This is a genomic window from Taklimakanibacter albus, assembly GCF_016595235.1.
Lineage (GTDB): Bacteria > Pseudomonadota > Alphaproteobacteria > Rhizobiales > Aestuariivirgaceae > Taklimakanibacter > Taklimakanibacter albus.
Genome location: NZ_JAENHL010000008.1, coordinates 1,889,010 through 1,913,808, shown reverse-complemented (window position 1 = coordinate 1,913,808; position 24,799 = coordinate 1,889,010). Strand labels below are relative to the sequence as shown.

Genomic DNA, 24,799 nt, shown 5'->3' with positions numbered 1-24,799 from the left:
GTTGCCCGCGCATGTCACAGTCATCGTGGACGGAACAGAGGCCGACTTATGGTAAAGATCGAGGCGGAAGGTCGTGAGATCGTCTATTCACTCGAGCGCCTGTCACGGCTCATGCGGGCGGGCGAGTTCGCCGATGGCTTGAACCCGGCCCAGTGGGAGGCCCTGCGCTTTCTGGCGCGCGCCAACCGTTTCTCCAATTCACCGGGCGCGCTGACCCGTTATCTCGGCGCCACCAAGGGCACGATCTCGCAGACCGTGAAGGCGCTCGAGCGCAAGCAGCTCATCGCCAAGACCGAACGGCCGGGCGAGAAGCGCTCTATCGTCCTGGAGCTCACCGAAGCCGGTAAGGCGATGATGGCGAAGGACCCATGGGGTGTGCTCGCCGCGGCGTGTGAAGAGCTCGGCGGCAAGACGCGCCGCCGCATGGACAAGGGCCTTGGCGATCTGCTGGCAGGCGAGATCACGCGCCGCGAGGCGCCGTCCTTCGGTGTGTGCCGGTCATGTCGCTTCTGGCGCGAAGGGGGCCGCGGCGACGATGCCGCCAGCCCGCATCTGTGCATGCTTTATGATCTGCCGATCAGCGCCGCCGAAACGGCGCAGATCTGCATCGCTCATGAACCTAGAATTTAGGCGCTCAACGCGGCCGGCGCGCAGGCGCGCACATCGTCGCCGACATATTCTTCGAATCTGGCGAAGTTCTTGATGAACATCTGCACGAGCTTGTGCGCCTGCGCATCATAGGCGGCCTTGTCGGCCCAGGTGTCGCGCGGATTGAGCAATTTGGCATCGACGCCCTTGACGGCGAGCGGCACCTCGAAACCGAAATGCGGGTCCTTACGCATCGGTTGCTTGTCGAGCGCGCCCGACAGCGCGGCATCGAGAAGCGCGCGGGTATCGGCGATCGGCATGCGCCGGCCCTGGCCGTAAGATCCACCGGTCCAGCCGGTATTGACCAGCCAGCATTGCACCTGATGGCGCGCGATGAGATCGCGCAGCAGCGCGCCATAGACGCTCGGATGACGCGGCAGGAAGGGCGCGCCGAAGCAGGCCGAGAAGGTCGCCTGCGGCTCGACGACGCCGCGTTCGGTGCCGGCGACCTTCGCGGTGTAGCCGGAGAGGAAATGATACATCGCCTGCGACGGCGTGAGCTTGGCGATCGGCGGCATGACGCCGAAGGCATCGGCGGTGAGCATCACGATCGTCTGCGGAATGGGCGCCTGTCCGCTGGCGCTGGCATTGGGAATGTAGTCGAGCGGATAGGCCGAGCGGGTATTTTCGGTGAGCGAGCCGTCATCGAGATCGAGCTTGCGGGTCTGATCGTCCATTACGACATTCTCGAGCACCGTGCCCCAGCGCCGCGTCGTTGCGTAAATATCGGGCTCGGCCTTCTCAGACAGGCGGATCACCTTGGCGTAGCAGCCGCCTTCGAAATTGAAGATGCCGTCATTCGACCAGCCGTGCTCGTCGTCGCCGACAAGGGTGCGGGCGGGATCGGCCGAGAGCGTCGTCTTGCCGGTGCCGGACAGGCCGAAGAACACGGCACTGCGGTCTTTCGCATCGACATTGGCCGAGCAGTGCATCGGCATCACGCCCTTGTCGGGCAGCAGATAATTGAGCGCGGTGAAGACGGACTTCTTCATTTCGCCGGCATATTCGGTGCCGCCGATGAGGACGAGGCCTTGCGTCAGATCGCAGGCGATGACCGTCTCGCTGCGCACGCCATAGCGTTTCGGATCGGCCTTGAAGCTCGGCAGGTCGATGATCGTCAGTTGCGGGACGAAGCCGGCGAGATCCTCACGCGCGGGACGGATCAACAGATTGCGGATGAACAAAGCGTGCCAGGCATATTCGCACACCACGCGCACCGAAATCCGGTGCGCCGGATCGGCGCCGCCATAAAGATCCTGCACATAAAGATGCTTGTCCTGGGCATGTGCCAGGAAATCCTGCTTGAGCAGCGCGAAATGCTCGGGCGAGATGGCCTTGTTGTTGTCCCACCAGACCGTCTTTTCGGTTGTCTTGTCGCGCACGACGAACTTGTCATTGGGCGAACGGCCGGTATGCGCGCCGGTCGAAACGACAAGCGGGCCGCCCTCGGCAACACGTCCTTCGCCCCGGCGCAGCGCTTCTTCATAAAGCTGGGCGGCGCCCAGATTGAAAGCGGCGGAGCGCGGCTCCTTCACGACCAGAGCGATATTCGCGTTGAAACGGCCCGTATGATGCACGCAATCCTCCCACAGTTTTTTGCCGGAACGGCGAAAGTAGGGGGAAGGATAGCAAGAAACAAGCCAGAAAGATGGTATTAAGTCACTGTTTTTGCGGTATCGAACCTCATTTATCTGATGGTTTCACATCAGATTCTCTGGCCCTGCGCGCCAGGGCGACAAAGGCCTGGCGCAGGCCATCCGGGCCCGACACAGGTTCGTCGAAGGCCAGCCTCAGGGCCTTGTCGCCGAGGCTCAGATGGGCGCCGTCGGGGTCGATGGCGGTGATTCGCCAGTTTCCAGGGGCCGCGGCGAGGAGCCGGGTGGCGTAGAGCTCGACCGCGTCGGCATGATCCTCATTCATATGGGCGATGGCCGAGGGCGCCCCCGCCATGACTGCCGCCGCTGCGCTTTCTGGCAGGAATACCTCATCAGGCTCCATCGTCTCGATCCGCCCGAAACCCGCCACAGCATGGATTTTTTGCGGGAAAAGCCGCCAGAAGGAGAAATCCGGGAATTCCAGGTAGAATCGGGCCGCCGGATGGTGCTGGGCATAACGTTCGGCGATCTCGGCCGCGGGAACCGGCTGGAACTCGCCCATGAGGGTAACTCTGGGGCCGGTCAGGGCGTCGCCCTCGGCCGGAATTTCGCTCACCATGAGGCTGCCGGAAGGGTTGGCCAGGATATTTCGGGTGTGCCAGGCCAGCTTCGAGATGAAGATGACGGGATGGCCCACCGCGTCCGTCGCGACATTGGCGAGCGAAATATAAGGTCCCGTAGGGTCGAGATTGTTGGTGCCCAGGGCGCCGGTCCGGCCGCGCCTCAAAAGCTGGCGGGCCTCGGTTCCAGTGAAGCTCCGCCGTGCAGGAGTTGTCATTAAGAGATGATTTCCCTAAGAGAGAGGGCTTGGGGCTGGGAACGGTGCGCCATATTTTACGCCAGTTCCGTGGCTAGAGCCGCAGTATTGTTAACTTCAGACGAATAGGGCCATATGCCGACGATCGCTCTTGTCGATGACGACCGCAACATTCTGACCTCCGTCGGGATCACTCTGGAGGCTGAAGGTTACCAGGTCCAGAAATATTCGGACGGTGCCGCTGCTTTGCAGGGTCTCCAGGACACGCCGCCCGACATGGCCATCTTCGACATCAAGATGCCGCGCATGGACGGCATGGAGCTCTTGCGCCGCATCCGTCAGAAATCCGATCTGCCGATCATCTTCCTCACCTCGAAGGACGACGAGATCGATGAGCTCTTCGGTCTCAAGATGGGCGCCGACGACTTCATCAAGAAGCCGTTCTCGCAGCGCCTTCTGGTCGAGCGCGTCAAGGCGGTGCTCCGCCGCGCCACACCGCGCGACGGCACGGTGACGCCGCAGGAAGCCGCCAAGACGATCGATCGCGGCAAGCTCTCGATGGATCCGGACCGTCACTCCTGCACGTGGGATGCGAAGCCGGTGACCTTGACGGTGACCGAATTCCTCATCCTGCAGTCGCTCGCCCAGCGCCCCGGCATCGTCAAGAGCCGCGATGCGCTGATGGATGCGGCCTATGACGACCAGGTCTATGTCGATGACCGCACCATCGACAGCCACATCAAGCGGCTGCGCAAGAAGTTCAAACTCGTCGACGACGATTTCGATGGCATCGAGACGCTCTATGGCGTCGGCTATCGTTTCAAGGAGGCGTGACCGATAGGCTGGGCACGGCATGGTGACGGGCGTCGAAACACCCGACCGGATCGAGGTCGAGGACACTACCGCTACTGAGACGGTCGTCGAGCGTGATCGGGGTCTGGCCTGGTGGATTCACCGTCTGGCGCCGGCGAGCCTCACCAGCCGCATCGTCCTTCTCAATATCGCCGGCCTGATCGTCCTCGTTCTCGGCATCCTCTATTTCAATCAGTTCCGCCAGGGCCTGATCGATGCCCGTGTGCAGAGCCTGATGCCGCAGGCGAACATCATCGCCGCCGCGGTCGCGGGCTCCGCGACCGTCGATACCGGCTCGATCGTCATCGATCCCGACGCGCTGATGGATTCCGGCGACGACAGCGCCGCCGACGCCGAGCAGCTGCGCGATCTCGATTTCCCGATCAACCCCGAAAATGCCGGGCCGATCCTGCGCCGGCTTCTCGCCTCCACCTCGATCCGCGCCCGCATCATCGATCCCGACGGCAATCTGGTGGTCGACAGCCGCTATCTCTATGGCCGCGGTGAGATCACCCAGCGCGAATTGCCGCCCTTCGACGCCAAGCCCGACTCGATCTGGATGCGCTGGTGGAAGCGCCTCAATGATTGGCTGTTCACCAACGACTATCCGCATCAGAAGGATTATGGCGTCGACAACGGCAAGGAATTTCCGGAGATCCTCGCCGCCTTGAACGGCGCCTCGGTCTCGATCGTGCGCGTCAACGATCAGAACGAGATCATCGTATCGGTCGCCGTGCCCATCCAGCGCTACCGCGGCGTCTTGGGCGCGCTCGTGCTCTCGACATCGGGCGGCGAGATCGACAATGTGCTCCTGGCCGAGCGCAAGATCGTGCTGTTCACCTTCGGCTTCGTGGCGCTGGTCACCATTCTTCTTTCGGTGTTTCTCGCCGGCACCATTGCCGAGCCGATCCGCCGTCTGGCGGCGGCGGCCGAGCGGGTACGGCGCGGCGTCAACAAGCGCGTCGAGATCCCCGACTTCACCCAGAGGCGCGACGAGATCGGTCATTTGTCGGGCGCGCTGCGCGACATGACGACGGCGCTCTACAACCGCATCGAGGCGATCGAGGCTTTCGCCGCCGACGTCTCGCATGAGCTCAAGAATCCTTTGACCTCGTTGCGCAGCGCCGTCGAGACACTGCCTTTCGCCAAGACCGAAGATCAGCGCAACCGCCTGGTCGAGGTGGTGAAGGACGACGTGCGCCGGCTCGACCGCCTCATCACCGATATCGCCGGCGCGTCGCGGCTCGACGCCGAGCTGGCGCGCTCGGAAGTCCAGCCGATCAATGTTGCCGAAGTGCTCGATACGCTTGTGTCCTTCGCCAATGAAACGCGCAAGGACAATCAGGCGGCGATCGCGCTCGAAGTTCAGCCGGCGCCAGCCGCCATTGCGCGCGAGAGGGCCTTCGTCATCTTGGGCCACGACACGCGTCTGGGTCAGGTGGTGCGCAATCTCATCGACAATGCGCGCTCCTTCGCACCGGAGACCTCGACCATCCGGGTGCGCGTCAGGCGCCTGCAATATTACATCGAGTTCCGCGTCGAAGACGAAGGCCCGGGCATTCCGCCTGAAAATCTCGAACGTATCTTCGAGCGTTTCTATACCGATCGCCCGGAAGGCTCCTTCGGCAAGAATTCGGGCCTCGGGCTTTCGATCTCGCGCCAGATCGTCGAAGCACATAAGGGCCGCATCTGGGCCGAGAACCGCTATGGCAAGGCGCCGTCGGGCGGCGAGCGCCCGATCCTCGGCGCCCGTTTCATCGTGCGCATTCCGGCCATTCCGCAGGACTGGGTCGCCAACGATGCCTGAGGCCGTCACTCTCCATGCGAGCTGCGTGGCGCTGGGCGATGCCGGCATATTGATCGAGGGACCACCGGGATCCGGCAAGTCGGATCTGGTGCTTCGCCTCATCGATGAGCCGGGCTATGGCTTCGGCCATCTCGTTTTGCGCGGCAAGCTCGTTTGCGACGATCAGACCGTCATCGAACGGCGCGGCGACGCGCTCGTCGCTTCATGTCCGAAACCGATCGCCGGGCTGTTCGAGATCAGAGGGCAGGGCGTCGTGAAAGTGGATCATCTGCCGGAAGTGAAACTCGTTCTCGCGGTGAAGCTCGCCAAGGCGGCTGAAATCGAGCGGATGCCGGAAGCGGCCTTCCGGCATGTCGCCGGCATTGCATTGCGCCAGATCGGCATCGATCCGGGCCAAGCCTCGGCCCCGGCGCGCATCCGCGCCGCTTTGACCGCGGTGTCTCACGCATGAACTGCGGCAAATTCAGCAGGATAATGCCCGATGTTGCATATGGCAGCACTTCCCGGCACATTCGCGGCCCCTGTAGTAAGGTAGGTATGTTCCGGTGGAGCATTTGAATTCATGATCGGACTTGTTCTGGTCACCCATGGGCGGCTGGCGGAGGAATTCCGGTCTGCGTTGGAGCATGTGGTCGGTCCCCAGGATCATCTGGCCACGGTCTCGATCGGCCCCGATGACGAGCTGGAGAAACGGCGCGCCGACATCATGGCGGCGATCCAGTCGGCCGATGCCGGCCAGGGCGTCATCGTCCTCACCGACATGTTCGGCGGCACGCCCTGCAATCTCGCCATCTCGCTGCTCGAGAACGGGCGCGTCGAGGTGCTGGCCGGCGTCAACCTGCCGATGCTGGTCAAGCTCGCCCGCATTCGCGGCGATTCCAGCCTCGAAACCGCTGTCGTCAAGGCCCAGGAGGCCGGGCGCAAGTATATAAACATCGCGAGTCAGATCTTGAGCGGATAGATGGCCGAACCTCATACCCGTCATTTCATGATCATCAACAGCCGCGGGCTCCACGCCCGGGCTTCGGCCAAATTCGTGAAATGCGCGGAGCAGTTCGACGCCGATATCCAGGTCAGCCGCGACAGCCAGACGGTCCCCGGCACCTCCATCATGGGGCTGATGATGCTGGCCGCGACCCCCGGTTCCTCCATCCAGGTTACCGCCGCCGGCCCCCAGGCGATTGCCGCCCTGGAGGCGCTGGGCACCCTGATCGCCGAGAAATTCGGCGAAGAATGATATAAAGATTTCTTTATATCCTTATGGACAGGCCCTGGGACCCCTGCTATAGGGGCGCCATTCCATTAACGATGCAGGGATTGAACATGGCGAGCTCCAAGGATTTTCACGTTGCCGATATCGGCCTGGCCGACTGGGGCCGCAAAGAGATCGGGATGGCCGAGGTCGAGATGCCGGGCCTCATGGCGACCCGCGAGGAGCTGGGGCCCAAGCAGCCGCTGAAGGGGGCTCGCATTTCGGGCTCGCTCCACATGACCATCCAGACCGCCGTTCTCATCGAGACGCTGGTGGCGCTGGGCGCGGAAGTGCGCTGGGCCTCCTGCAACATCTACTCGACCCAGGACCATGCCGCCGCCGCCATCGCCGCGAAGGGCATTCCGGTCTTCGCCTTCAAGGGGGAGAGCCTCAAGGAATACTGGGAATATACCGGCCGCATCTTCGACTGGCCGGGCGAGCCCGCCAATATGATCCTCGACGATGGTGGCGACGCCACGCTGTTCATCCTCCTCGGCTCGAAGGCGGAGAAGGATCCCTCCCTCATCGCCAATCCGAAGAACGAAGAGGAAGAGTGTCTCTTCGCCGAGATCAAGAAGCGTCTGGCTTCGAGCCCGGGCTGGTTCTCCAAGATCAGGGCCTCGATCAAGGGCGTTTCGGAAGAGACGACCACCGGCGTGCATCGTCTCTACGAGCTGCAGAAGAAGGGCGAGCTTCCCTTCCCGGCGATCAATGTCAATGACAGCGTCACCAAGTCGAAGTTCGACAACAAATATGGCTGCCGTGAATCGCTCGTCGACGCGATCCGCCGCGGCACCGACGTGATGATGGCCGGCAAGGTCGCCGTCGTCTGCGGTTATGGCGATGTCGGCAAGGGCTCGGCCCTGTCGCTGAAGGGCTCGGGCGCCCGCGTCGTCGTCACCGAGGTCGATCCGATCTGCGCGCTGCAGGCCGCGATGGACGGCTTCGCCGTTCAGACCATCGAGGACGCGCTGCCGACCGCCGACATCTTCGTCACCGCGACCGGCAACAAGGACGTCATCACCGTCGATCACATGCGCGAAATGAAGGACATGGCGATCGTCTGCAATATCGGCCATTTTGACAATGAGATTCAGGTTTCCGATCTCAAGAACTACCAGTGGACGAACATCAAGCCGCAGGTCGACATGGTCCATTTCCCGAAGGGGAACCGGATCATCCTTCTGTCGCAGGGCCGCCTGGTCAATCTCGGCAACGCTACCGGCCATCCGAGCTTCGTGATGTCGGCCTCGTTCACCAACCAGACGCTGGCGCAGGTCGAGCTTTTCGCCAATGCCGGCAATGGCAAATACAAGAACGAGGTCTATGTGCTGCCCAAGGCGCTCGACGAGAAGGTTGCCCGTCTCCATCTCGCCAAGCTCGGCGTCAAGCTGACCGAGCTCAAGGACGAGCAGGCCGCCTATATCGGCGTCACCAAGCAGGGTCCCTACAAGCCCGACTACTACCGCTACTAAAAATCGCGCAATACGGCGCCGGGATTCCGGCGCCGGAATTTTGCTTGTATATCTGCCTCTCAGCGGGCGGCCGGTGATTCGGCCGGCCCGCTGAAGTGTTAGCGCGTGATCAGGAAAAGTGGCCACCGGTTTTCCGTCCGATCACGCGCTAAATGTAAGTATACGATCACGTTTATCACTTCAGGTCGTGTCGACCTGAAGTGATCGTGATCTTGTGCATGCGTCGCGGGCTGGGGTTGGCGGACGGGCCCAGCCTTATTCAGGGGAAATTCGGAAAACGTGATGCGGATAGATGCTGCCTCCACATCCAGGCTTGCCCATAAAGGGGCGACGGGGTTTGTGGTGACCGCGTTTTTCGCAGCGCCAGCGCGCGCCGAAGGTTTTTCGGCGGGCACGATTCTCAACAATTTCGCCGATGATCCGTTGATCTTCACCGCTCTGTTTGCCGCCGTGGCGGTGTTCTTCTGGGCATTTTTCGTCATCCGCAAGCTGACCCGCGAGGAGCAGGCGGCCGAGCGGCGCGCCCGCGAGCTCGAAAGCGCGCTCAATGAGAGCGAGGCGATTCTGACCGCCGAGCCGACCATCCTCATCATCTGGCATGGCCGCGACGGCGCCCCCGACAAGATCACCGGCGATATGAAAGGCGTGGTCAAGCTTCCCGCCGACAAGACCGCGCTCCTCGATTTTCGCTCCTGGCTCGATCCGGAATCGGCCGCGGCACTCCTCGACGCCATCGCGCTCATGCGCGACCAGGGGGTGCCCTTCAATATCGGCATCCGCTCGGCTCAAGGCGAGCTCCTCGAAGCCGACGGCCGCACCGCCGGCGGCTCCACCACTTTGCGCCTGCGCCCGCTCGCCGGTGAGCGCCTGCAGGTCACCGAATATGCCTATGATGCGCGCCGCCTCGGCAAGCAGGTGGAGCGCCTGAGCGCCGTGCTCGATGCCGCGCCCTTTCCGATCTGGCTCAAGGATACGGCCGGCGAGACGATCTGGGTGAACGAATCCTACATCAAGGCGGTGGAAGCCCCCGATGTCGACGCCGTCATCGCCAATCGCATCGGCATCGTCGACGACGCGAAGATCGAGGCGCCCGCCGAGGGCCAGCGTCCGACGAGCCTCAAGGGCCGCACCCATGCGGTGATCGGCGGCACCAAATGCGCGCTCGACGTGCATGAAATCCAGCTTGCCGACGGGTCCGCCCGCTTCGCCATCGATGTCACCGCCATCGAATTGGCGCGCAAGGAGCTGAAGCGCCATATCCAGGGCCACGCCAACACGCTCGACAAGCTCGACACCGCCATCGCCATATTCGGCCCCGATCAGCGGCTGCGCTTCCACAACTCGGCCTATGCCGAATTGTGGTCGCTCGATTCCGACTGGCTGGCGCTCGGACCCACCGACGGCGAGATCCTCGACCGCCTGCGCGAATTGCGCCGTCTGCCCGAGCAGGCCAATTACCGCGACTGGAAGGCCAAGCAGCTGCAGGCCTACACCACGCTCGAGACGCGCGAGAACTGGTGGTATCTCCCGGACGGCCGCTCGCTGCGCGTCATCTGCGAGCAGCATCCTTTCGGCGGCACCACCTATCTCTATGAGAATGTCACCAAGGAGATCCAGCTCGAAAGCCGCTATAACGAGCTGATCGGGGTGCAGCGCGAGACGCTCGACAACCTGCATGAGGGCGTCGCGCTTTTCGGCACCGACGGCCGCCTGAAGCTGCACAATCCGGCCTTCGCCCGCTTCTGGTCGCTCGACCCGGCTTTCCTCGACCGCCAGCCGCATATCGATCCGGTCATCGATCAGTGCCGCAAGCTCCTCACCAACGACGCCGTCTGGGACGAGCTCAAATACAGCATGACCAGCCTCGACACCGGCCGCAAGCCGCAGAAGGGCAGGCTCAACCGGCCCGACGGGCTGGCGCTCGAATATGCCTTCGTGCCTTTGCCCGACGGCAATACGCTGCTCACTTATGTCGACGTGACGGATTCATCGCGCATCGAAAACGCTCTGCGCGAGCGCGCCGAGGCGCTCGAAGCCGCCGACCGGCTGAAGACCGGCTTCATGTCGAATGTCTCCTACGAGCTGCGCACGCCGCTCACCAATATTCTGGGCTTCGCCGAAAGCCTGTCGCTCGGCATCGCCGGCGAGCTCAAGCCCAAGCAGCAGGAATATCTGCGCGACATTCAGGACTCCTCGCAGGACCTGCTGGTCATCATCGACGCCATTCTCGATCTGACCACGATCGATGCCGGCGCCATGGAGCTGAAGCTCGCCGATATCGACGTGATCGCCATCATGCAGGAATCGGGCGAGGGGCTTGGGCCTTGGATGACCAAGCGCGACCTGACCTTGAATATCGAGGTCGCCGACGATGCCCAGCATTTCACCGGCGATCCCAAGCGCGTGGCGCAGATCCTGCACAACCTGCTCGCCAACGCCATCGGCTTCTCCGCCGAGCGCGGCACCATCCGCATGGGGGCCGCCCATGACGGCGACGACATCCTGCTCTGGGTGGCCGATACCGGCCGCGGCATCGATCCCGAATTCCAGAAGCGGGTCTTCGACCGCTTCCAGTCGAAACCCATGCCGGGCGGCCACCGCGGCCCCGGCCTCGGCCTTGCCATCGTCAAGAGTTTCGTCGAACTGCATGGCGGAAGAGTCTCCTTGCGTTCGCAGGTCAATAAAGGCACGACGGTCATCTGCCGCTTCCCGTTGCGTGGCCCGCACGCCCAGGATCGCGGTTCCCTCCAGGAGCACCGGCGTGGCTCCGTCGCCGCCTAGATATCCTATTGTTCGGACAGCATGATTTCCTTCCAGAGACCCTTAATAGACACCGAAGCGACGCAAGCCCTGGGCACCGAGCTGGCGCTGATGGCCAAGGCCGGCAGCGTCATCTGCCTCCATGGCGACCTGGGCGCCGGCAAGACGACGCTCGCCCGGAGCTTCATCCAGGCGCTGGCGGGGGACGAAATCGAAGTTCCCTCACCGACCTTCACGCTGGTCCAGACCTATGACGCGACCCGCATCCCGGTCGCCCATGTCGATCTCTACCGCCTGTCGTCTGCAGGCGAATTGGACGAACTTGGCCTCGATGAATTGCTGACCACTCACCAGCTCATCGTCGAATGGCCGGAGCGCCTCGCCGGCCGCCTGTCGGCCGACCGGCTCGATATCCGCCTCACATCCAAGGGCAAGGGGCGCGAGGCGGCGCTCGAAGGCCATGGCGCCTGGGCGCTGGCGTTGAAGCGCCTTGCCGCCATTGCCGATTTCCTCAAGGACACCGACTGGGCCAAGGCGACGCGCCTGTTCCTCGAAGGCGACGCCTCGTTCCGGCGGTATGAGCGCCTGGTGAAGGGCGACGAGACGGCCGTGCTCATGGACATGGCGGAGCGGCCCGACGGTCCGATCGTCAAGCACGGCAAGCCCTACAGCGCCATTGCGCATCTGGCCGAGAACATCAATGCGGTGCTGGCGGTGAACAATTGCCTCACCGAGCGCGGCTATAGCGCGCCGCGCATCCTGGCGGCGCGCGCCAAGGAAGGCCTCGCCGTCATCGAGGATATGGGCTCAGACGTCTATGGCCGCATGATGCTGCGCGGCGAGGACATGACGGTGCCGCTCGATGAGGCGATGCGGCTCCTCGTCGACATGGCGCGGCTCGACTGGCCGGCCAAGGCGCCGATCCCCGACAATGGCTGGCATCATGTCTCCGACTACGACCGCGAAGCGATGACCATCGAGGTCGAGCTGGTGGTCGATTGGTTCTGGCCCTTCGCCAAAGCCTCGACGCCGTCCGACAAGGACCGCCGTGAATTCCTCGACATCTGGAACGAGCTGTTCCCGCTCAGCGACACGACGCGGCCGGTGTGGATCATGCGCGACTATCATTCGCCCAATCTGATGTGGCTGCCGGAGCGCGAAGGAATAAAGCGCGTCGGCCTCATCGACACGCAGGATTGCGTGATGGGCCATCCCGCTTTCGACCTCGCCTCGCTGCTCCAGGATGCCCGCGTCGATATCGATTTCGCCATCGCCGATGAATTGCTCGACCGCTATTGCGCCTTGCGCAAGGACGATCCGGGTTTCGACGAGGCGGCCTTCCGCTCGGCCTATGCGTTTTTCGGCGCGCAGCGCTCCTCGAAGATCCTCGGCATCTTCGCCCGTCTCGCCAAACGCGACGGCAAGCGCGGCTATCTGCGCCATATTCCGCGCGTGTCGCGCTATCTCGAGCGCAATCTCAATCATCCGCGCCTGGCGCGCTTGCGCGACTGGTATGACCGCCATCTGCCGCAATCCTTGCGGGATTCGCTGCCGCAATGACCAGCCTCGGAAAACGCGCGATGATCATGGCGGCGGGCTTCGGCCAGCGCATGCGGCCTTTGACCAATGGCAAACCGAAGCCGCTGGTCGAAGTCGCGGGGACACCGCTCATCGATTACGGCCTGGATCGCCTGCGCGAGGCCGGCTGCGATCTCGCCGTCGTCAATGTCCATTATCTGCCCGACCAGATCGAGGCCTGGGCCAAGAGCAAAACCTCGCCGCACATCGTCATTTCCGATGAGCGCGGCGAGCTGCTCGATACCGGCGGCGGCATCGTCAAGGCGCTGCCGCAATTGGGCACCGATCCCTTCTTCGTGGTGAACAGCGATTCGATCTGGATCGACCGGAATACGCCGGCGCTCCAGCGCCTGCAGGCGGGCTGGGACGATGCGGCCATGGATTGCCTGCTCCTTCTGTGCCCGCCCGAGCGCACGGTCGGTTATGATGGCCATGGCGATTTTCGCCTGGATGCGGAGGGCCGGATCACCGGCAGGGCGGCTAAGGGCGAGACGGGTCTCGCTTATATCGGCGCCTATCTTGTGCATCCGCGTCTCTTCGCCAATATAGGTGTCTCCAAATTCTCCATGAATCTCCTGTGGGACAAGGCTATTGCGCAAGGACGCCTTTTCGGGATCGAGCATCACGGCCAGTGGCTGCATGTCGGCACGCCTGAAGCTATTCCCTTGGCCGAACGGGCTCTTGGCGCCTGAGTCCGAAGCGCCGGTGCCGGCGTGACTCTCCGTCTCTTCAACATACCGCCCGACGTTGCGTTTCTGCCTGCTTTGACGCGCGCCATCCTCGCCGGGAATTTTCCCGCCGACCTGCCGCCGCCGACGCTCGCCGATCTGCCGCGCTGGACCATCCTTTTGCCGACGCGCCGCGCCGTCAGAAGTCTCCAGCAGAGCTTCCTCACCGTGGCGGGACGTGATGCGATGCTCCTGCCGCGCATCCGCCCGATCGGCGATGTCGAGGAGGATCTCCTGGCGCCGGGCGATGCCGCGCCGGATGATGATCTTCTCGCCCCCGCCATCACCGCGCTGGAGCGTGAAGCACTGCTCATCCGCCTCATCGACGAATGGGTCGTGGCCTATCCCGATGAGCGGCTGTCGCGTGAGATCGCGGGTTCGCCCTCGCAAGCCATCGCGCTCGCCGAAAGCCTGAGCGAGCTCGTCGACACATTCGAGACGGAGGAGGCCGACCTCCAGAAGCTCTCCGATCTTTTTGCCGCCGATCTCGCCGAGCATCGCACGTCTATCCTGGGTTTCCTCGCCATCATCCGCGAGCGGCTGCCCGAGGAATTGACCCGCTTGCGTCTCCTGGGGCCGATGGAACGGCGCAGTCATCTCCTGCGGCTCGAAGCGAAACGCCTCGCCGACTTGCAGCCCGAAAGCCCGATCATCGCGGCGGGCTCGACCGGTTCCATTCCGGCGGCCGCCGAGCTTCTGAAGGTCATTGCAGGACTCCCCAATGGTGCAGTTGTCCTGCCGGGTCTCGACCAGACGATGAGCGAGGAATCCTGGCAGCATGTCGGACCGCAGCATCCGCAATTCGGCCTGAAGCGCCTGCTCGAGTCCTGGCATCAGGCGCGGGAGGATGTTCTCCCTCTGCCGGGTATCGAAACGGTGCGCCGCAACCCGTCGCGCCCCTGGCTCGCTTCCGAGATCATGCGCCCCACCGCGGCGGCCGGCGGCTGGCGTGATGCGCTGTTCGCCGGACGCGCCGAGATCGCTCGCGGCATGGATGGCGTCAGCCTGGTCGAGCTCGCCGATCATCATCAGGAAGCCCAGGCCATCGCCATCATCCTGCGCGAGGCGCTGGAGACGCCGGGCAAGACCGCCGCTTTGGTGACGCCTGATCGCGATCTGGCGCGCCGCGTCGTCAGCGCGCTGAAGCGCTGGGGCGTCGAGATCGACGATTCGGCGGGTGTCGCGCTCATCAGACGGCCCTTGGGCTCGCTGCTCTCGGCGCTCATCGACTACCGGCTCTCGGGCTTCGCCATCCACGAATTCGCCAAGCTCCTGCATCATCCGCTCGCTACGTTCGGGCAGACGCCGGAGCTGGCGCGCAAGGCCGCCGGCATCATCGACCTGGCGCTGATGCGCTCGGGCCGCGATCAGCTTCCGCCCGAGACGATGGTTGAGGCCCTGGTCAAGGCGCGGCGCGAGGCCGAGAAGGACTCCCACGCGCTGATGGCGCTGAGGCGCCTCGGCGAGGCGGACTGGGCGCTGGCGCGCGACCATGCTTTGGCGGTGAGCGCCGCACTGGCGACCCTTGCGGAAAACGAGGAGGCGACGCTGGCCGGGCATGCCGGCCGTTTCATCGCCGCTCTCGAACGCATCGCCGACAAGGACTCCGATGCGCCGGCGGCCGATGCGATCGATCTCATCGTCCAGTCCTTCACGGCGGCAGAGCGTTTCCTGCCTGCATGCGGCATGGAGCGCGCCGCTTTGTTCCTGGCCGGCTGGCTGCGTCGCCTGCCGGTGCGGCTGCCGCTGCATCATCCGCGCCTTGCCATATTGGGTCTCCTCGAAGCGCGCCTGATCGATCCCGATGTCGTCGTCATGGGCGGCCTCACCGAGGCGAGCTGGCCGGCGCAGCCTGATCCGGGTCCCTGGATCAACCGGCCGATGCGCGAAAGCCTGGGCCTCACGCCGCCCGAGCGCAGCATCGGCCTTACCGCGCATGATTTCGCGCAAGGCTTCGGCGCGCCGCAGGTCGTCCTCACCTGGTCGAAGCGCGTCAAGGACCAGCCGGCCGTCGCCTCACGCTGGATCCTGCGCTTGAAGATGATCCTCGAGGCGACGACGACCGCCTTCGACGATGGCGCCCACTGGCGCCGGTGGGCGCGCAGCTTCGACAGCGCCGAGGGCGACCGCCGGGTCGTCATGCCGCGACCGAGGCCGCCGGTCGATGCGAGGCCGCGCAATCTGAGCATCACCCAGGTCGAGAAGCTGATGCGCGATCCCTATCGCATCTATGCCGAAAAGATTCTGGGCCTGCAGCCGCTGCCGCCGATCGGCGCCGCCGCCGATCTGGGGCTCAGGGGCAATCTCATCCATGAGACGCTCAACCGCTTCTCGGTAGCCTATCCGACCATCCTGCCGCTTCTGGCCGAGGACGAGCTCATCCAGATCGGCTCAGATGTCTTCGCGCCGCATATGGCGGATGCCGATGTTGCGGGCTTCTGGTGGCCGCGTTTCCTGCGCATCGTGCCATGGTTCATCGCCGAGGAGCGCCAACTGCGCCGGGGCCTCCTGCGCATTCATGCCGAGGTGGGGGCGGCGCATCAGTTCGACGGCTTCACGCTCACCGGTCGCGCCGACCGCATCGACATTCTGACTTCCGGCAAGGCCCGGCTCATCGATTACAAGACGGGCCGCATCCCGACCGGGGCGCAGGTCAAGGCGGGCCTGGCGCCGCAATTGACGCTCGAAGCCGCGCTCGTCGCCCATGGCGCCTTCCGGGGCGTCGAGCCGGTCGAGACCGATGCGCTTCTCTATATCAAGCTCTCGGGCGGCGCGCCGCCGGGGCTTCTGGTGCCGATCAATGATCTCGAGGTGATGGAGAAGGCGGAGGAGCATCTCGAGAAATTCAAGACGCTGATGCGTGCCTATGACGATGTCACCCATGGCTATCTGCCGCGCGCCGCGATGGAGAAGGAGCAGGACACATCGCCCTTCGACCATCTGTCGCGCTGGCGCGAATGGTCGATCGCCGAGGACGCCTCATGAAGCTGCCGCAAGCGAGCTACGATCAGCGCCGCGCTTCCAATCCCCAACGTTCCGTCTGGGTGGCGGCCAATGCCGGCTCCGGCAAGACGCATGTCCTCGTCGACCGTGTCATCCGCCTCATGCTGTCGGGCACGCCGCCGGACAAGATCCTGTGCATCACCTTCACCAAAGCGGCCGCCGCCGAAATGGCGAGCCGCCTCCATGGCCGCCTGAGCAAATGGGTCGTGCTCGAGGATGACGACCTCGTTGCCCATATCCACGCCATGGGCCATCACGATGTGACGGCCGACACGTTGCAGCGGGCCCGCGAGCTTTTCACCTTGGCGCTCGAAACGCCGGGCGGCCTCAAGATCCAGACCATTCACGCTTTCTGCGAAAGACTGCTGCAGCTCTTCCCCGTCGAGGCGGGTGTCGTGCCGGGCTTCGAGGTGATGGATGAGAGGAGCGCCGCCGAGCTTCTCGACCAGGCGCGCCGGCGCATCATCGCCGAGGCCGAGATGGCGGACGATCCGGCGCTCAAGCGCATCGTGGCGCGCGCCCAGGCGGAAGCCTTCGAGGATTTGCTGCGCACCATCCTCTTGAAGCGCTCCGATCTTTCGCTCGATCTCGATTATCTGCGCCACGAGCTGGGCTTGCGGCCGGAGGATACGGCGGAAAGCCTCGATCAGCGGCTGATGGATATCGACGTGCCGCTTTACGATCAGATGATCGCCACGCTGGCGCAATCGGCAGGCGCTACCGACCAGAAGTCGGCGGTGATGCTCGGCCGCATCAAATCGGGTGAGCGCGACGTCTTCAAGGATCTGTTCCTCAAGAAGGACCTCAAGCCGAAGGCGCTGTCCTCGATCGCCAGCAAGAAATTGCAGACGGCCGAGCCCTGGCTCGCCGAGGCGATCGAGCGCGAGATGGATCGCGTGGTGAAGCTGCTCGGCAAGTCGGCGACGCTCGATATGATGCTTGCCACCGAGGCGCTGGTGGGGCTCGCCGCCCGCATCATCAACGACTATGAGCGGCTGAAGCGGCTTTATGGCCGTTATGATTTCGAGGATCTCATCCTGCGCACCAAGCGGCTGCTGGTCGAGCAGGTCTCCGCCGCCTGGGTGCTGTTCAAGCTCGATGGCGGCATCGACCACATACTGGTCGATGAGGCGCAGGATACGAGCCCGGCGCAGTGGCAGATCGTCAAGGCGCTGGCGGGCGAGTTCTTCGCCGGCGCCGGCGCCCGCATCGACATGGTCCGCACGCTGTTCGTCGTCGGCGATCGCAAGCAGTCGATCTTCAGCTTCCAGGGCGCCGACCCGGCCGCCTTCGAGGAGACGCGCACTTACTTCGAAGCGCGGCTGAGTGAAGCCGATGGCCTGGACACGGTGTCGCTCAGCATTTCCTACCGCTCGACCGAGACGGTGCTGGACGCCGTCGATGCGGTCTTTTCGGGCGATGTGGCGCGCCGCGGCCTCATCACCGACAGCGACGGCGACATCCTGCATGAGGCGGTTCGCAAAGGTCATGCCGGCCTCATCGAATTGTGGCCGGTCACGCTCAAGGACGAGAAGCCGGACTATGATCCGTGGCTGGTGCCGGTCGACCGCATCGACCGCAATCATCCCGCCCGCAAGCTGGCGCAGCGCATCGCCGAGACCATCGCGCAATGGCTGCGCGAGAAACGTTTGATCACGGCGCTGGGCCGGCCGGTTACACCGGGTGACATTCTCATCCTGGTGCGGAGCCGCAATGATTTCTTCTCCAGCATGCTGCGCGAGCTCAATCGCTGCCGCGTGCCGGTGGCGGGCGCCGATCGCGTGACGCTCAATGATCATATCGCCGTCCAGGACCTTCTGGTGCTCGGCCAGTTCATCGTGCTGCCCGAGGACGATCATGCGCTGGCCTGCCTGCTCAAGAGCCCGCTGATCTCGCATCCCTCGGGCCGCGCCTTCAATGACGACGATCTCTTCGCTTTGGCGCATGGCCGCGGCCGCAAGAGCCTGTGGCGTCGCCTGGAGGAAAGCAAAGCTCTTTCACCCATTGCCGACCGGCTGCGGCGCTGGATCGACTGGGGTTCCAAGGAGACGCCTTTCGGCTTCTATGCCCGCGTGCTCGGCGAGGACATGCCGAGCGTGCGCCAGAACATCCTGTCGCGGCTCGGGCCGGAAGCGATCGACCTCATCGATGCCTTCCTCAATCTGGCGCTCGATTATGAGCAGCGCGAGACGCCGAGCCTGCAGGGCTTCCTGCACTGGTTCACCTCGGCCGATACCGAAATCCGCCGCGACATGGATCAGAGCGGCGATGTGGTGCGCATCATGACGGTGCATGGCGCCAAGGGTCTCGAGGCGCCGATCGTCTTCCTGCCCGACACCTGCACACCGCCCGATGACCGGAACGAGGTGCAGCCGCTGCTGCTGCCGGCGCCCGAAGGCAGGCTCATCCCGTTCTGGCGCTTCAGCGGCGGCGTCGAGGCGCCGGAAGTGTCGCGCAAGCGTGATCTCCTGCGCGATCAGCGCATGGATGAATATCGTCGCCAGCTTTATGTGGGCCTGACGCGGGCGCGCGATGAGCTTTATGTGTGCGGCTATACGAGCGACGACGTGCCCAAGTCCGGCAGCTGGTACGCGCTGATCGAGGCGAGCCTCGCAGGCGAACGTTCCAGCGAGGGTGTCCTGCGCATCGAGGGCGCCCAGACGGCGGAGCTGATCCCCGCGACCCGGGCGGAACCCGCCCCGCCAGCCGTAACCGAGACCCCTGCCTGGCTCAGGCAGAAGCCGCCGCGCGAGAGCGCCGGAAACGACTGGATCAACCCATCCCGCCTGGTCCGCAAGGGGCCGGTGGTGGCGAGCGCCGCCATGGAGCAGGGGCGGGCCCTGCACCGCCTGTTCCAGCTCCTGCCCGACCTCCGCCCTGAGCGCCGCCGGGCGGCCGCGGCCGAGCTTCTGGAGCGCCGCGGGATCACCGGTGAAGCCGCCAGGAGCCTCGCCGAGAAGGTGGTCGCCATCATCGAGGACCCGGCCTTTGCCGCCTGGTTCGACGGAACAGGCCTCGCTGAAATCCCTCTGATGGCCGAGCTTGGCCCCCAGGGACTGCTGGCCGGCCAGGTCGACCGGCTTGTCGTAAGGGAAGACGAGGTCCTGATCCTGGATTACAAGAGCGACCGCTCGCCACCCGACGACCCTGCCGGGATTCCGGAGGCCTATATCGCCCAGCTGGCGGCCTATCGGGCGGCCCTGACCCGCATGTTTCCGGGGCGCGCCGTGACGGCGGCGCTCCTGTGGACCGAGACCCCGCGGCTGATGACCATCCCGCCAGAGCTGCTCGACCGGGTCATGCCAGCCATGTAACCCCTATCACCCGGCCTTGACCCTAAGGTCCCCGGTCCCTACCTTTCCTGTAACCGATTCCTATTTTCCCCATGAGGTCCCCATGTCTACCCACAAGGTCTCCGACTCTTCCTTCGACGCCGACGTCCTCAAAGCGGATGGTCCGGTGGTTGTCGATTTCTGGGCCGAATGGTGCGGGCCGTGCAAGATGATCGCTCCGGCGCTCGAGGAGATCGCCAAGGAGCTCGGGCCCAAGGTTAAGGTCGTCAAGATCAATATCGATGAGAACCCCAAGGTCCCGTCGCAATATGGCGTGCGCGGCATCCCGACCCTCATGCTCTTCAAGGGTGGCAAGGTCGCCTCGACCAAGGTCGGTGCGGCGCCCAAGGGCCAGCTTCAGTCCTGGATCGAGCAGTCGATCGCCTGATCCGCGCGGAAAGTTCGAGAATTCACAGCACGGCCCGGTTTTCCGGGCCGTGTTTTTTTGCAGCGGAAGTCCGCTGTAAACTGCAGGGGAATTTGCAGCGGATTAACAGCGGATCTGCAGGGAACTACAGGGAATTCCGCAAAAGCCGTAACAACAGGGAATTCCAGATCCGGCCAGCCTGACAATTTCCATCGCGTCAGCGTGCCCATGATTGCAAGACAAAAAACTTTTCACCTCTTTGTCGAAATGGGGAATCATCATTCGTCGGGATGGTGAAGCGGGCTACAGCAAATCCCGCCAAAGTTGAAGACTTTGGCGATAAGGATTTGCTGCAGGTATTGATTTGGCGCGCATCCCGGCGAAGTGATTCCACTTCGCCGGGATGCGCGCTAGCCGCGCCAAACCAAGGAGAGAGAGAATGTTGCGAACCACGTTGATCGCCTGGGTCCTGCTGTTGCTGGCAGGCCCGGCGCTCGCCCAGACGGACGCCAAGGGCGACCGGGTCGAGGTCAATGGCATGCAGATGTATTATGAGGTGTCGGGCGCGGGCGAGCCGCTGGTCGTGCTGCACGGCGCCTATATGAATATCCCGAGCATGGGCAAGATTGTCTCGAAGCTTGCCGAGACGCATAAGGTCTATGCGCTCGAATTCCAGGGCCATGGCCGCACCACCGATATCGACCGGCCGATCACCTATCCCAATCTCGCCGACGATGTCGCCGTCTTCATGGACAAGGTCGGGCTCAAGAAAGCCGATGTGTTCGGCTATTCGATGGGCGCCGCCGCCGGCCTGCAGCTCGCCATCCGTCATCCCGACAAGGTGAACAAGCTCGTCGCCGCCTCCGCCGCTTACGACGCCCAGGGCTGGCAGCCGGAATTCACTGCCTTCATCCCGCAGATGACGGTCGAGATGTTCGTCAACATGCCTTTCGCGCAGGACTACAAGAAGCTCGCCGCCAATCCCGACGGCTTTCCGGCGCTGGTCAAGAAGCTGATCGCCCTCGAGCATGAGCCGATGGCCTGGGGCAACGAGGTCAAGGCGCTGAAGACTCCGGTATTGATCATCGCCGGCGATGCCGATGTGGCGACGCTCGAACATGCGGTCGCGATGTTTCGTCTCTTGGGCGGCGGCGGCATGGGCGACATGGGCAAGCCCTTGCCGGCGTCGCGCCTCGCCATCCTGCCGGCGACGTCGCACACCGCCGTCATCGGCCAGGCCGACCTGCTCTTCGCGCTCATCGAGCCCTTCCTGAAGGGCGAGACGCCGAAGGGCATGTTCCAGTAAAATGCCGGGCGATGAGATTGGATTGGGACCGCTCCAATCTCATTGCTTAATATTCGCTGCGGCCCTGCAGTTCGGCCGCGACGCGCGCGAGTGGAAAGATCAGTGTCAACGCCTCGTCTGTCGAGCGTTGCGCACCGAGCGTCATATACCAGGCTGCCGCTCGTTCGCTTTTGGCGTCGATGATCAGAATCAGCCCGCCAACTTCGCTGGCGGCACGAATGCAGCGCCGTGCCGCCGCGCCGAAAAGCTGTGCACCAAGCCCTCGCCCTTGCTGGCTACGATCGACAGCAAGCCGCGCCAATCGAAAGCCGGGCACTTCGTGCCGCGCCAAGCCGCGCTGGATCGTTTTTGGCGCACGCTCGTAGGCAATCGTCGCCGGCGCCAGACTATAGAAACCGAGACCTTTGCTGGTGTCCGCGGTCGGGTCGATCGCGACGAACGTACGAGCACTGCCCTGTTCATGACTTTGTCGCGCATAGCGCTTCAAAAAGTCGTTCAAGACTGGTTCACCGCAGTCGAAGGCTGCGCGATCATGAGCTTTGGCGATTGCAACTTCTCGCCAAGCCGGAGGCATCATTCTTCGAACTTGGGCAGAGCCGCGACAGCCGCCCTCATTTTGTCGGTCAGCGGTGGCGGATTATCCAAGAGGTCCAGAATCCGTCGGAACTCACGCTCTGAAACGACCAGTTTTTCGGCATCGGCAATCACCGCATCGGCCTCGCGCAAGGCCGACTGCATGACGAAGTTGGTCAGATCCATATGGCGCAACGAGGCCGCCCGCAGCAGCCGCGCCTTCGCGTCGGGGCGGACCCGCAAATTCATGCGCTCATTGTCGATCGCGATTCGCGGCATCAGTTCTATCCTTTGTACGTATAGAATACGCACGTGAGCAGGAGGGAAAATTCAATGGGCCGTTCCGATCCGGCACGCGATCGGCCATATGCGGCATTTTTCCAAGAATAATTTAATATAATCAATTAATTAGAGAGCAAGTAGATCGGCCAAGCCCGCCTGCCACGGCCAAGTATCAGCGCCTTCCGGCGCCCGTCACTTGCGACATGGCCTCGCCGGAATGGGTGGCGAGCACGCGGCCGGCGAGATAGAGCGAGCCGACGATCAATATGCGCGGCGCCGGCGTGATCTGGGCCGCCTGCTTCAAGGCGTCTTCCAGATTGTCGGCGGTCTCGGCGCTGAGGCCCTGGAGACGCGCCGTCTCGGCGAGATCGCGCGCGGCGATCGCATTCTCCTCGTCCGGAATGGTGAGCGTCACGACGCGATGCGCGATATCGGCGAAGGGCGCGATGAAATCATCGGCCGCCTTGGTGTTGAGCATGCCCCAGATGAGGACGAGCGGCCGCGACACGCGCTCATTGAGCTCGCTGAAGGCGCGGGCAAGCGCCCGGCCGGCGGACGGGTTATGCCCGCCATCGAGCCAGAGCTCCGCCTCCTTGGGGATGAAGGACCACAATGCACCGGGCCCGAGCCTTTGCATGCGCGCCGGCCAGGACGCCGTCTTGAGACCGTGCGCGATGTGGCTCTCTGCGATACGCGCGTCACTGAGGCTGCGCAGCGCGGCGATGGCGGTGCCGGCATTGTCGATCTGATGGCGGCCCGGCAATTGCGGCAGCGGCAAATCGAGCAGCCCGCTTTCGTCCTGATAGACGAGCCGTCCATGCTGCTCGTAAGCCTGCCAGTCCTGATTGGCGATGAGGAGAGGGGCACCCACTGTCTCGGCACACCGCTCGATCTCGGCGCGCGCCTCATCGGGCTGAGGGGCGATCACCGCCGCCACATCGTGCTTCAGGATGCCGGCCTTCTCGCGCGCGATTTCGGTCAGCGTGGTGCCGAGATATTGCTGATGATCGTAGTCGACCGGCGTGATGATGCTCAAAGCCGGCCTGGCGATCACATTGGTGGCGTCGAGCCGGCCGCCCAGGCCCACTTCGAGCACGAGATAGTCGGCCGGATGACGCGTGAAGGCGAGGAAAGCCGCCGCCGTGGTGATCTCGAAGAAGGTTATCGGCTCGCCGCCATTGATCTCTTCGCATTCCTCGAGCAGGCGGTTGAGCTCCTCCTCGGCGATGAAGGCGCCGCCATTTGGATGCCCAAGCCTGATGCGCTCGTGGAATTTGACCAGATGCGGTGAGGTATAGCAGTGGACGGAAAGCCCCGCCGCTTCCATCGCCGAGCGCAGATAGGTGACGGTCGAGCCTTTGCCGTTGGTGCCGGCGACATGCAGCACCGGCGGGAGCTTCCGTTCCGGATTGCCGAGGCGCTCGAGGATCCGCCACATGCGGTCGAGGCTCAGATCGATGATCTTCGGATGCAGCGACAGAAGTCGCGTCAGGATGGCGTCGCTGACGGCCATGGCATCAATTTTCGACCGGCACCAGCGCCGTTTCGCTGCTGCTGTTCTTGAGGATCGGCGGCGCCTTGGCGAGGAGGCGCACCACGCGGCTTACCGTCTCGCGCAGCTGGTGGCGATGCACCACCATGTCCACCATGCCGTGATCTTGCAGATACTCGGCGCGCTGGAAACCCTCGGGGAGCTTCTCGCGGATCGTCTGCTCGATGACGCGCGGACCCGCGAAGCCGATGAGCGCGCCGGGCTCGGCGATATGCACATCGCCCAGCATCGCATAGGAGGCGGTGACGCCGCCGGTGGTCGGATTGGTCAGCACCACCACATAGGGCAGCTTGGCTTCGCGCAGCTCACGCACCGCGATGGTGGTGCGCGGCAATTGCATGAGCGAGAGGATGCCTTCCTGCATGCGCGCACCGCCTGAGGAGGCGAACAGCACATAGGGCACCTTGCGGTCGACCGCGGCGCGCATCGAGGTGATGAGGCCTTCGCCGGCGGTCATGCCGAGCGAGCCGCCCATGAAGGAGAAATCCTGCACGGTGATGACGAGGGAAAGCCCGTCCAGCGTGCCGACGCCGGCGAGGATCGCATCCTCGGCGCCGGTCTTCTGCTTGGCTTCCTTCAGGCGGTCGGTATAACGCCGCTCGTCGCGGAATTTGAGCGGATCGACAGCCGCTTGCGGCAGCGCGATCGTCTCATAGGCGCCATCGTCGAACATCGCTTTCAGGCGCACATCGGGCGCCATGCGCATATGGTAGCCCGAGCTCGGAATGACGAACTGGTTGTTTTCGAGGTCGCGGTAGAACACCATCTGCCCGGTCTCCGGGCATTTGACCCACATATTTTCCGGCGTCTCGCGCTTGGCGCCGAGAAGGCCGCGGATTTTCGGGCGGACGAAGTTCTTGATCCAGTTCATG

Annotated in this window: 20 protein-coding genes; 14 read left to right on the top strand and 6 right to left on the bottom strand. The window is 63.8% G+C overall.

Translation table 11 applies throughout. From position 1 onward, the window contains the following. The first annotated feature begins 48 nt into the window (after window positions 1–48). Entirely contained in the window at window positions 49–630 is a 582-nt protein-coding gene (locus JHL16_RS32065) for a MarR family winged helix-turn-helix transcriptional regulator (protein WP_200188906.1), read from the top strand. On the opposite strand, the gene JHL16_RS32060 is transcribed toward JHL16_RS32065, so the two are convergent. Together JHL16_RS32060 and JHL16_RS32055 are read right to left on the bottom strand one after the other, a co-directional pair. Next, window positions 627–2,225 (bottom strand): phosphoenolpyruvate carboxykinase, encoded by a 1,599-nt coding sequence (locus tag JHL16_RS32060; protein WP_200188905.1) that lies wholly within the window; start codon window positions 2,223–2,225, stop codon window positions 627–629. The genes JHL16_RS32065 and JHL16_RS32060 overlap by 4 nt on opposite strands. A gap of 106 nt (window positions 2,226–2,331) precedes the next feature. After that, window positions 2,332–3,081 (bottom strand): HugZ family pyridoxamine 5'-phosphate oxidase, encoded by a 750-nt coding sequence (locus JHL16_RS32055; protein ID WP_200188904.1) that lies wholly within the window; start codon window positions 3,079–3,081, stop codon window positions 2,332–2,334. A 114-nt stretch (window positions 3,082–3,195) separates the two neighbouring features. Between JHL16_RS32055 and JHL16_RS32050 the strand changes: the two genes are divergently transcribed. The 13 genes from JHL16_RS32050 (at window position 3,196) to JHL16_RS31990 (ending at window position 21,520) form a co-directional block, all read left to right on the top strand. Further along, window positions 3,196–3,894 carry a response regulator transcription factor gene (locus tag JHL16_RS32050; protein WP_137854627.1) on the top strand — a complete coding sequence of 233 codons (699 nt, stop codon included), beginning with the start codon at window positions 3,196–3,198 and terminating at the stop codon, window positions 3,892–3,894. 19 nt (window positions 3,895–3,913) lie between these two features. Continuing rightward, window positions 3,914–5,719, top strand: coding sequence for a sensor histidine kinase (locus JHL16_RS32045; protein WP_137854626.1), 1,806 nt, complete (start codon window positions 3,914–3,916; stop codon window positions 5,717–5,719). Next, complete coding sequence (locus JHL16_RS32040; protein ID WP_200188903.1) at window positions 5,712–6,170, top strand: HPr kinase/phosphorylase; 459 nt, start codon at window positions 5,712–5,714, stop codon at window positions 6,168–6,170. The genes JHL16_RS32045 and JHL16_RS32040 overlap by 8 nt, the downstream gene beginning before the upstream one ends. A gap of 111 nt (window positions 6,171–6,281) precedes the next feature. Further along, the gene (locus JHL16_RS32035; RefSeq protein ID WP_137854624.1) at window positions 6,282–6,680 is read left to right on the top strand and encodes a PTS sugar transporter subunit IIA; all 399 of its coding nucleotides are present in this window, start codon (window positions 6,282–6,284) and stop codon (window positions 6,678–6,680) included. Beyond that, window positions 6,681–6,956: an HPr family phosphocarrier protein gene (locus JHL16_RS32030; RefSeq protein WP_137854623.1), complete on the top strand. Its 276-nt coding sequence runs from the start codon at window positions 6,681–6,683 to the stop codon at window positions 6,954–6,956. A gap of 86 nt (window positions 6,957–7,042) precedes the next feature. Next, window positions 7,043–8,446, top strand: coding sequence for an adenosylhomocysteinase (gene ahcY / locus JHL16_RS32025; RefSeq protein ID WP_200188902.1), 1,404 nt, complete (start codon window positions 7,043–7,045; stop codon window positions 8,444–8,446). A 342-nt stretch (window positions 8,447–8,788) separates the two neighbouring features. Further along, complete coding sequence (locus JHL16_RS32020; protein WP_200188901.1) at window positions 8,789–11,227, top strand: ATP-binding protein; 2,439 nt, start codon at window positions 8,789–8,791, stop codon at window positions 11,225–11,227. A 21-nt stretch (window positions 11,228–11,248) separates the two neighbouring features. After that, a complete protein-coding gene (gene tsaE, locus JHL16_RS32015) occupies window positions 11,249–12,766 on the top strand; it encodes a tRNA (adenosine(37)-N6)-threonylcarbamoyltransferase complex ATPase subunit type 1 TsaE (RefSeq protein WP_200188900.1) in 1,518 nt (505 codons plus the stop codon). After that, on the top strand, window positions 12,763–13,476 hold the full coding sequence (locus tag JHL16_RS32010; protein ID WP_200188899.1) for a nucleotidyltransferase family protein: 714 nt from the start codon (window positions 12,763–12,765) through the stop codon (window positions 13,474–13,476). The genes tsaE and JHL16_RS32010 overlap by 4 nt, the downstream gene beginning before the upstream one ends. Window positions 13,477–13,497: 21 nt before the next feature. Continuing rightward, a complete protein-coding gene (addB, locus tag JHL16_RS32005; protein ID WP_200188898.1) occupies window positions 13,498–16,497 on the top strand; it encodes a double-strand break repair protein AddB in 3,000 nt (999 codons plus the stop codon). Continuing rightward, on the top strand, window positions 16,494–19,829 hold the full coding sequence (addA, locus tag JHL16_RS32000; RefSeq protein WP_200188897.1) for a double-strand break repair helicase AddA: 3,336 nt from the start codon (window positions 16,494–16,496) through the stop codon (window positions 19,827–19,829). The genes addB and addA overlap by 4 nt, the downstream gene beginning before the upstream one ends. A gap of 82 nt (window positions 19,830–19,911) precedes the next feature. After that, a complete protein-coding gene (gene trxA, locus JHL16_RS31995; RefSeq protein ID WP_137854616.1) occupies window positions 19,912–20,235 on the top strand; it encodes a thioredoxin TrxA in 324 nt (107 codons plus the stop codon). Window positions 20,236–20,653: 418 nt separating this feature from the next. Then, window positions 20,654–21,520 carry an alpha/beta fold hydrolase gene (locus tag JHL16_RS31990; protein WP_200188896.1) on the top strand — a complete coding sequence of 289 codons (867 nt, stop codon included), beginning with the start codon at window positions 20,654–20,656 and terminating at the stop codon, window positions 21,518–21,520. Between the two features lie 46 nt (window positions 21,521–21,566). Here the strand turns inward: JHL16_RS31990 and JHL16_RS31985 are convergent, their stop codons facing one another. From JHL16_RS31985 to accD, 4 genes are all read right to left on the bottom strand, one after another. Continuing rightward, window positions 21,567–22,097: a GNAT family N-acetyltransferase gene (locus JHL16_RS31985; protein WP_200188895.1), complete on the bottom strand. Its 531-nt coding sequence runs from the start codon at window positions 22,095–22,097 to the stop codon at window positions 21,567–21,569. Continuing rightward, on the bottom strand, window positions 22,094–22,372 hold the full coding sequence (locus tag JHL16_RS31980; RefSeq protein WP_200188894.1) for a type II toxin-antitoxin system TacA family antitoxin: 279 nt from the start codon (window positions 22,370–22,372) through the stop codon (window positions 22,094–22,096). The genes JHL16_RS31985 and JHL16_RS31980 overlap by 4 nt, the downstream gene beginning before the upstream one ends. Window positions 22,373–22,547: 175 nt before the next feature. After that, entirely contained in the window at window positions 22,548–23,888 is a 1,341-nt protein-coding gene (locus JHL16_RS31975; protein WP_200188893.1) for a bifunctional folylpolyglutamate synthase/dihydrofolate synthase, read from the bottom strand. 4 nt (window positions 23,889–23,892) lie between these two features. Beyond that, window positions 23,893–24,798, bottom strand: coding sequence for an acetyl-CoA carboxylase, carboxyltransferase subunit beta (accD, locus tag JHL16_RS31970; RefSeq protein ID WP_200188892.1), 906 nt, complete (start codon window positions 24,796–24,798; stop codon window positions 23,893–23,895). Window position 24,799: the final 1 nt, after the last annotated feature.

What these genes read in the sequence shown, in the direction of transcription:
- JHL16_RS32065 (WP_200188906.1), top strand. Translation starts at nt 49, where the DNA reads ATGGTAAAGATCGAGGCGGAAGGTCGTGAGATCGTCTATTCACTCGAG.
- JHL16_RS32055 (WP_200188904.1), bottom strand. Translation starts at nt 3,081, where the DNA reads ATGACAACTCCTGCACGGCGGAGCTTCACTGGAACCGAGGCCCGCCAG.
- JHL16_RS32050 (WP_137854627.1), top strand. Translation starts at nt 3,196, where the DNA reads ATGCCGACGATCGCTCTTGTCGATGACGACCGCAACATTCTGACCTCC.
- JHL16_RS32045 (WP_137854626.1), top strand. Translation starts at nt 3,914, where the DNA reads ATGGTGACGGGCGTCGAAACACCCGACCGGATCGAGGTCGAGGACACT.
- JHL16_RS32040 (WP_200188903.1), top strand. Translation starts at nt 5,712, where the DNA reads ATGCCTGAGGCCGTCACTCTCCATGCGAGCTGCGTGGCGCTGGGCGAT.
- JHL16_RS32035 (WP_137854624.1), top strand. Translation starts at nt 6,282, where the DNA reads ATGATCGGACTTGTTCTGGTCACCCATGGGCGGCTGGCGGAGGAATTC.
- JHL16_RS32030 (WP_137854623.1), top strand. Translation starts at nt 6,681, where the DNA reads ATGGCCGAACCTCATACCCGTCATTTCATGATCATCAACAGCCGCGGG.
- ahcY (WP_200188902.1), top strand. Translation starts at nt 7,043, where the DNA reads ATGGCGAGCTCCAAGGATTTTCACGTTGCCGATATCGGCCTGGCCGAC.
- tsaE (WP_200188900.1), top strand. Translation starts at nt 11,249, where the DNA reads ATGATTTCCTTCCAGAGACCCTTAATAGACACCGAAGCGACGCAAGCC.
- JHL16_RS32010 (WP_200188899.1), top strand. Translation starts at nt 12,763, where the DNA reads ATGACCAGCCTCGGAAAACGCGCGATGATCATGGCGGCGGGCTTCGGC.
- addA (WP_200188897.1), top strand. Translation starts at nt 16,494, where the DNA reads ATGAAGCTGCCGCAAGCGAGCTACGATCAGCGCCGCGCTTCCAATCCC.
- trxA (WP_137854616.1), top strand. Translation starts at nt 19,912, where the DNA reads ATGTCTACCCACAAGGTCTCCGACTCTTCCTTCGACGCCGACGTCCTC.
- JHL16_RS31990 (WP_200188896.1), top strand. Translation starts at nt 20,654, where the DNA reads ATGTTGCGAACCACGTTGATCGCCTGGGTCCTGCTGTTGCTGGCAGGC.
- JHL16_RS31985 (WP_200188895.1), bottom strand. Translation starts at nt 22,097, where the DNA reads ATGATGCCTCCGGCTTGGCGAGAAGTTGCAATCGCCAAAGCTCATGAT.
- JHL16_RS31980 (WP_200188894.1), bottom strand. Translation starts at nt 22,372, where the DNA reads ATGCCGCGAATCGCGATCGACAATGAGCGCATGAATTTGCGGGTCCGC.
- JHL16_RS31975 (WP_200188893.1), bottom strand. Translation starts at nt 23,888, where the DNA reads ATGGCCGTCAGCGACGCCATCCTGACGCGACTTCTGTCGCTGCATCCG.
- accD (WP_200188892.1), bottom strand. Translation starts at nt 24,798, where the DNA reads ATGAACTGGATCAAGAACTTCGTCCGCCCGAAAATCCGCGGCCTTCTC.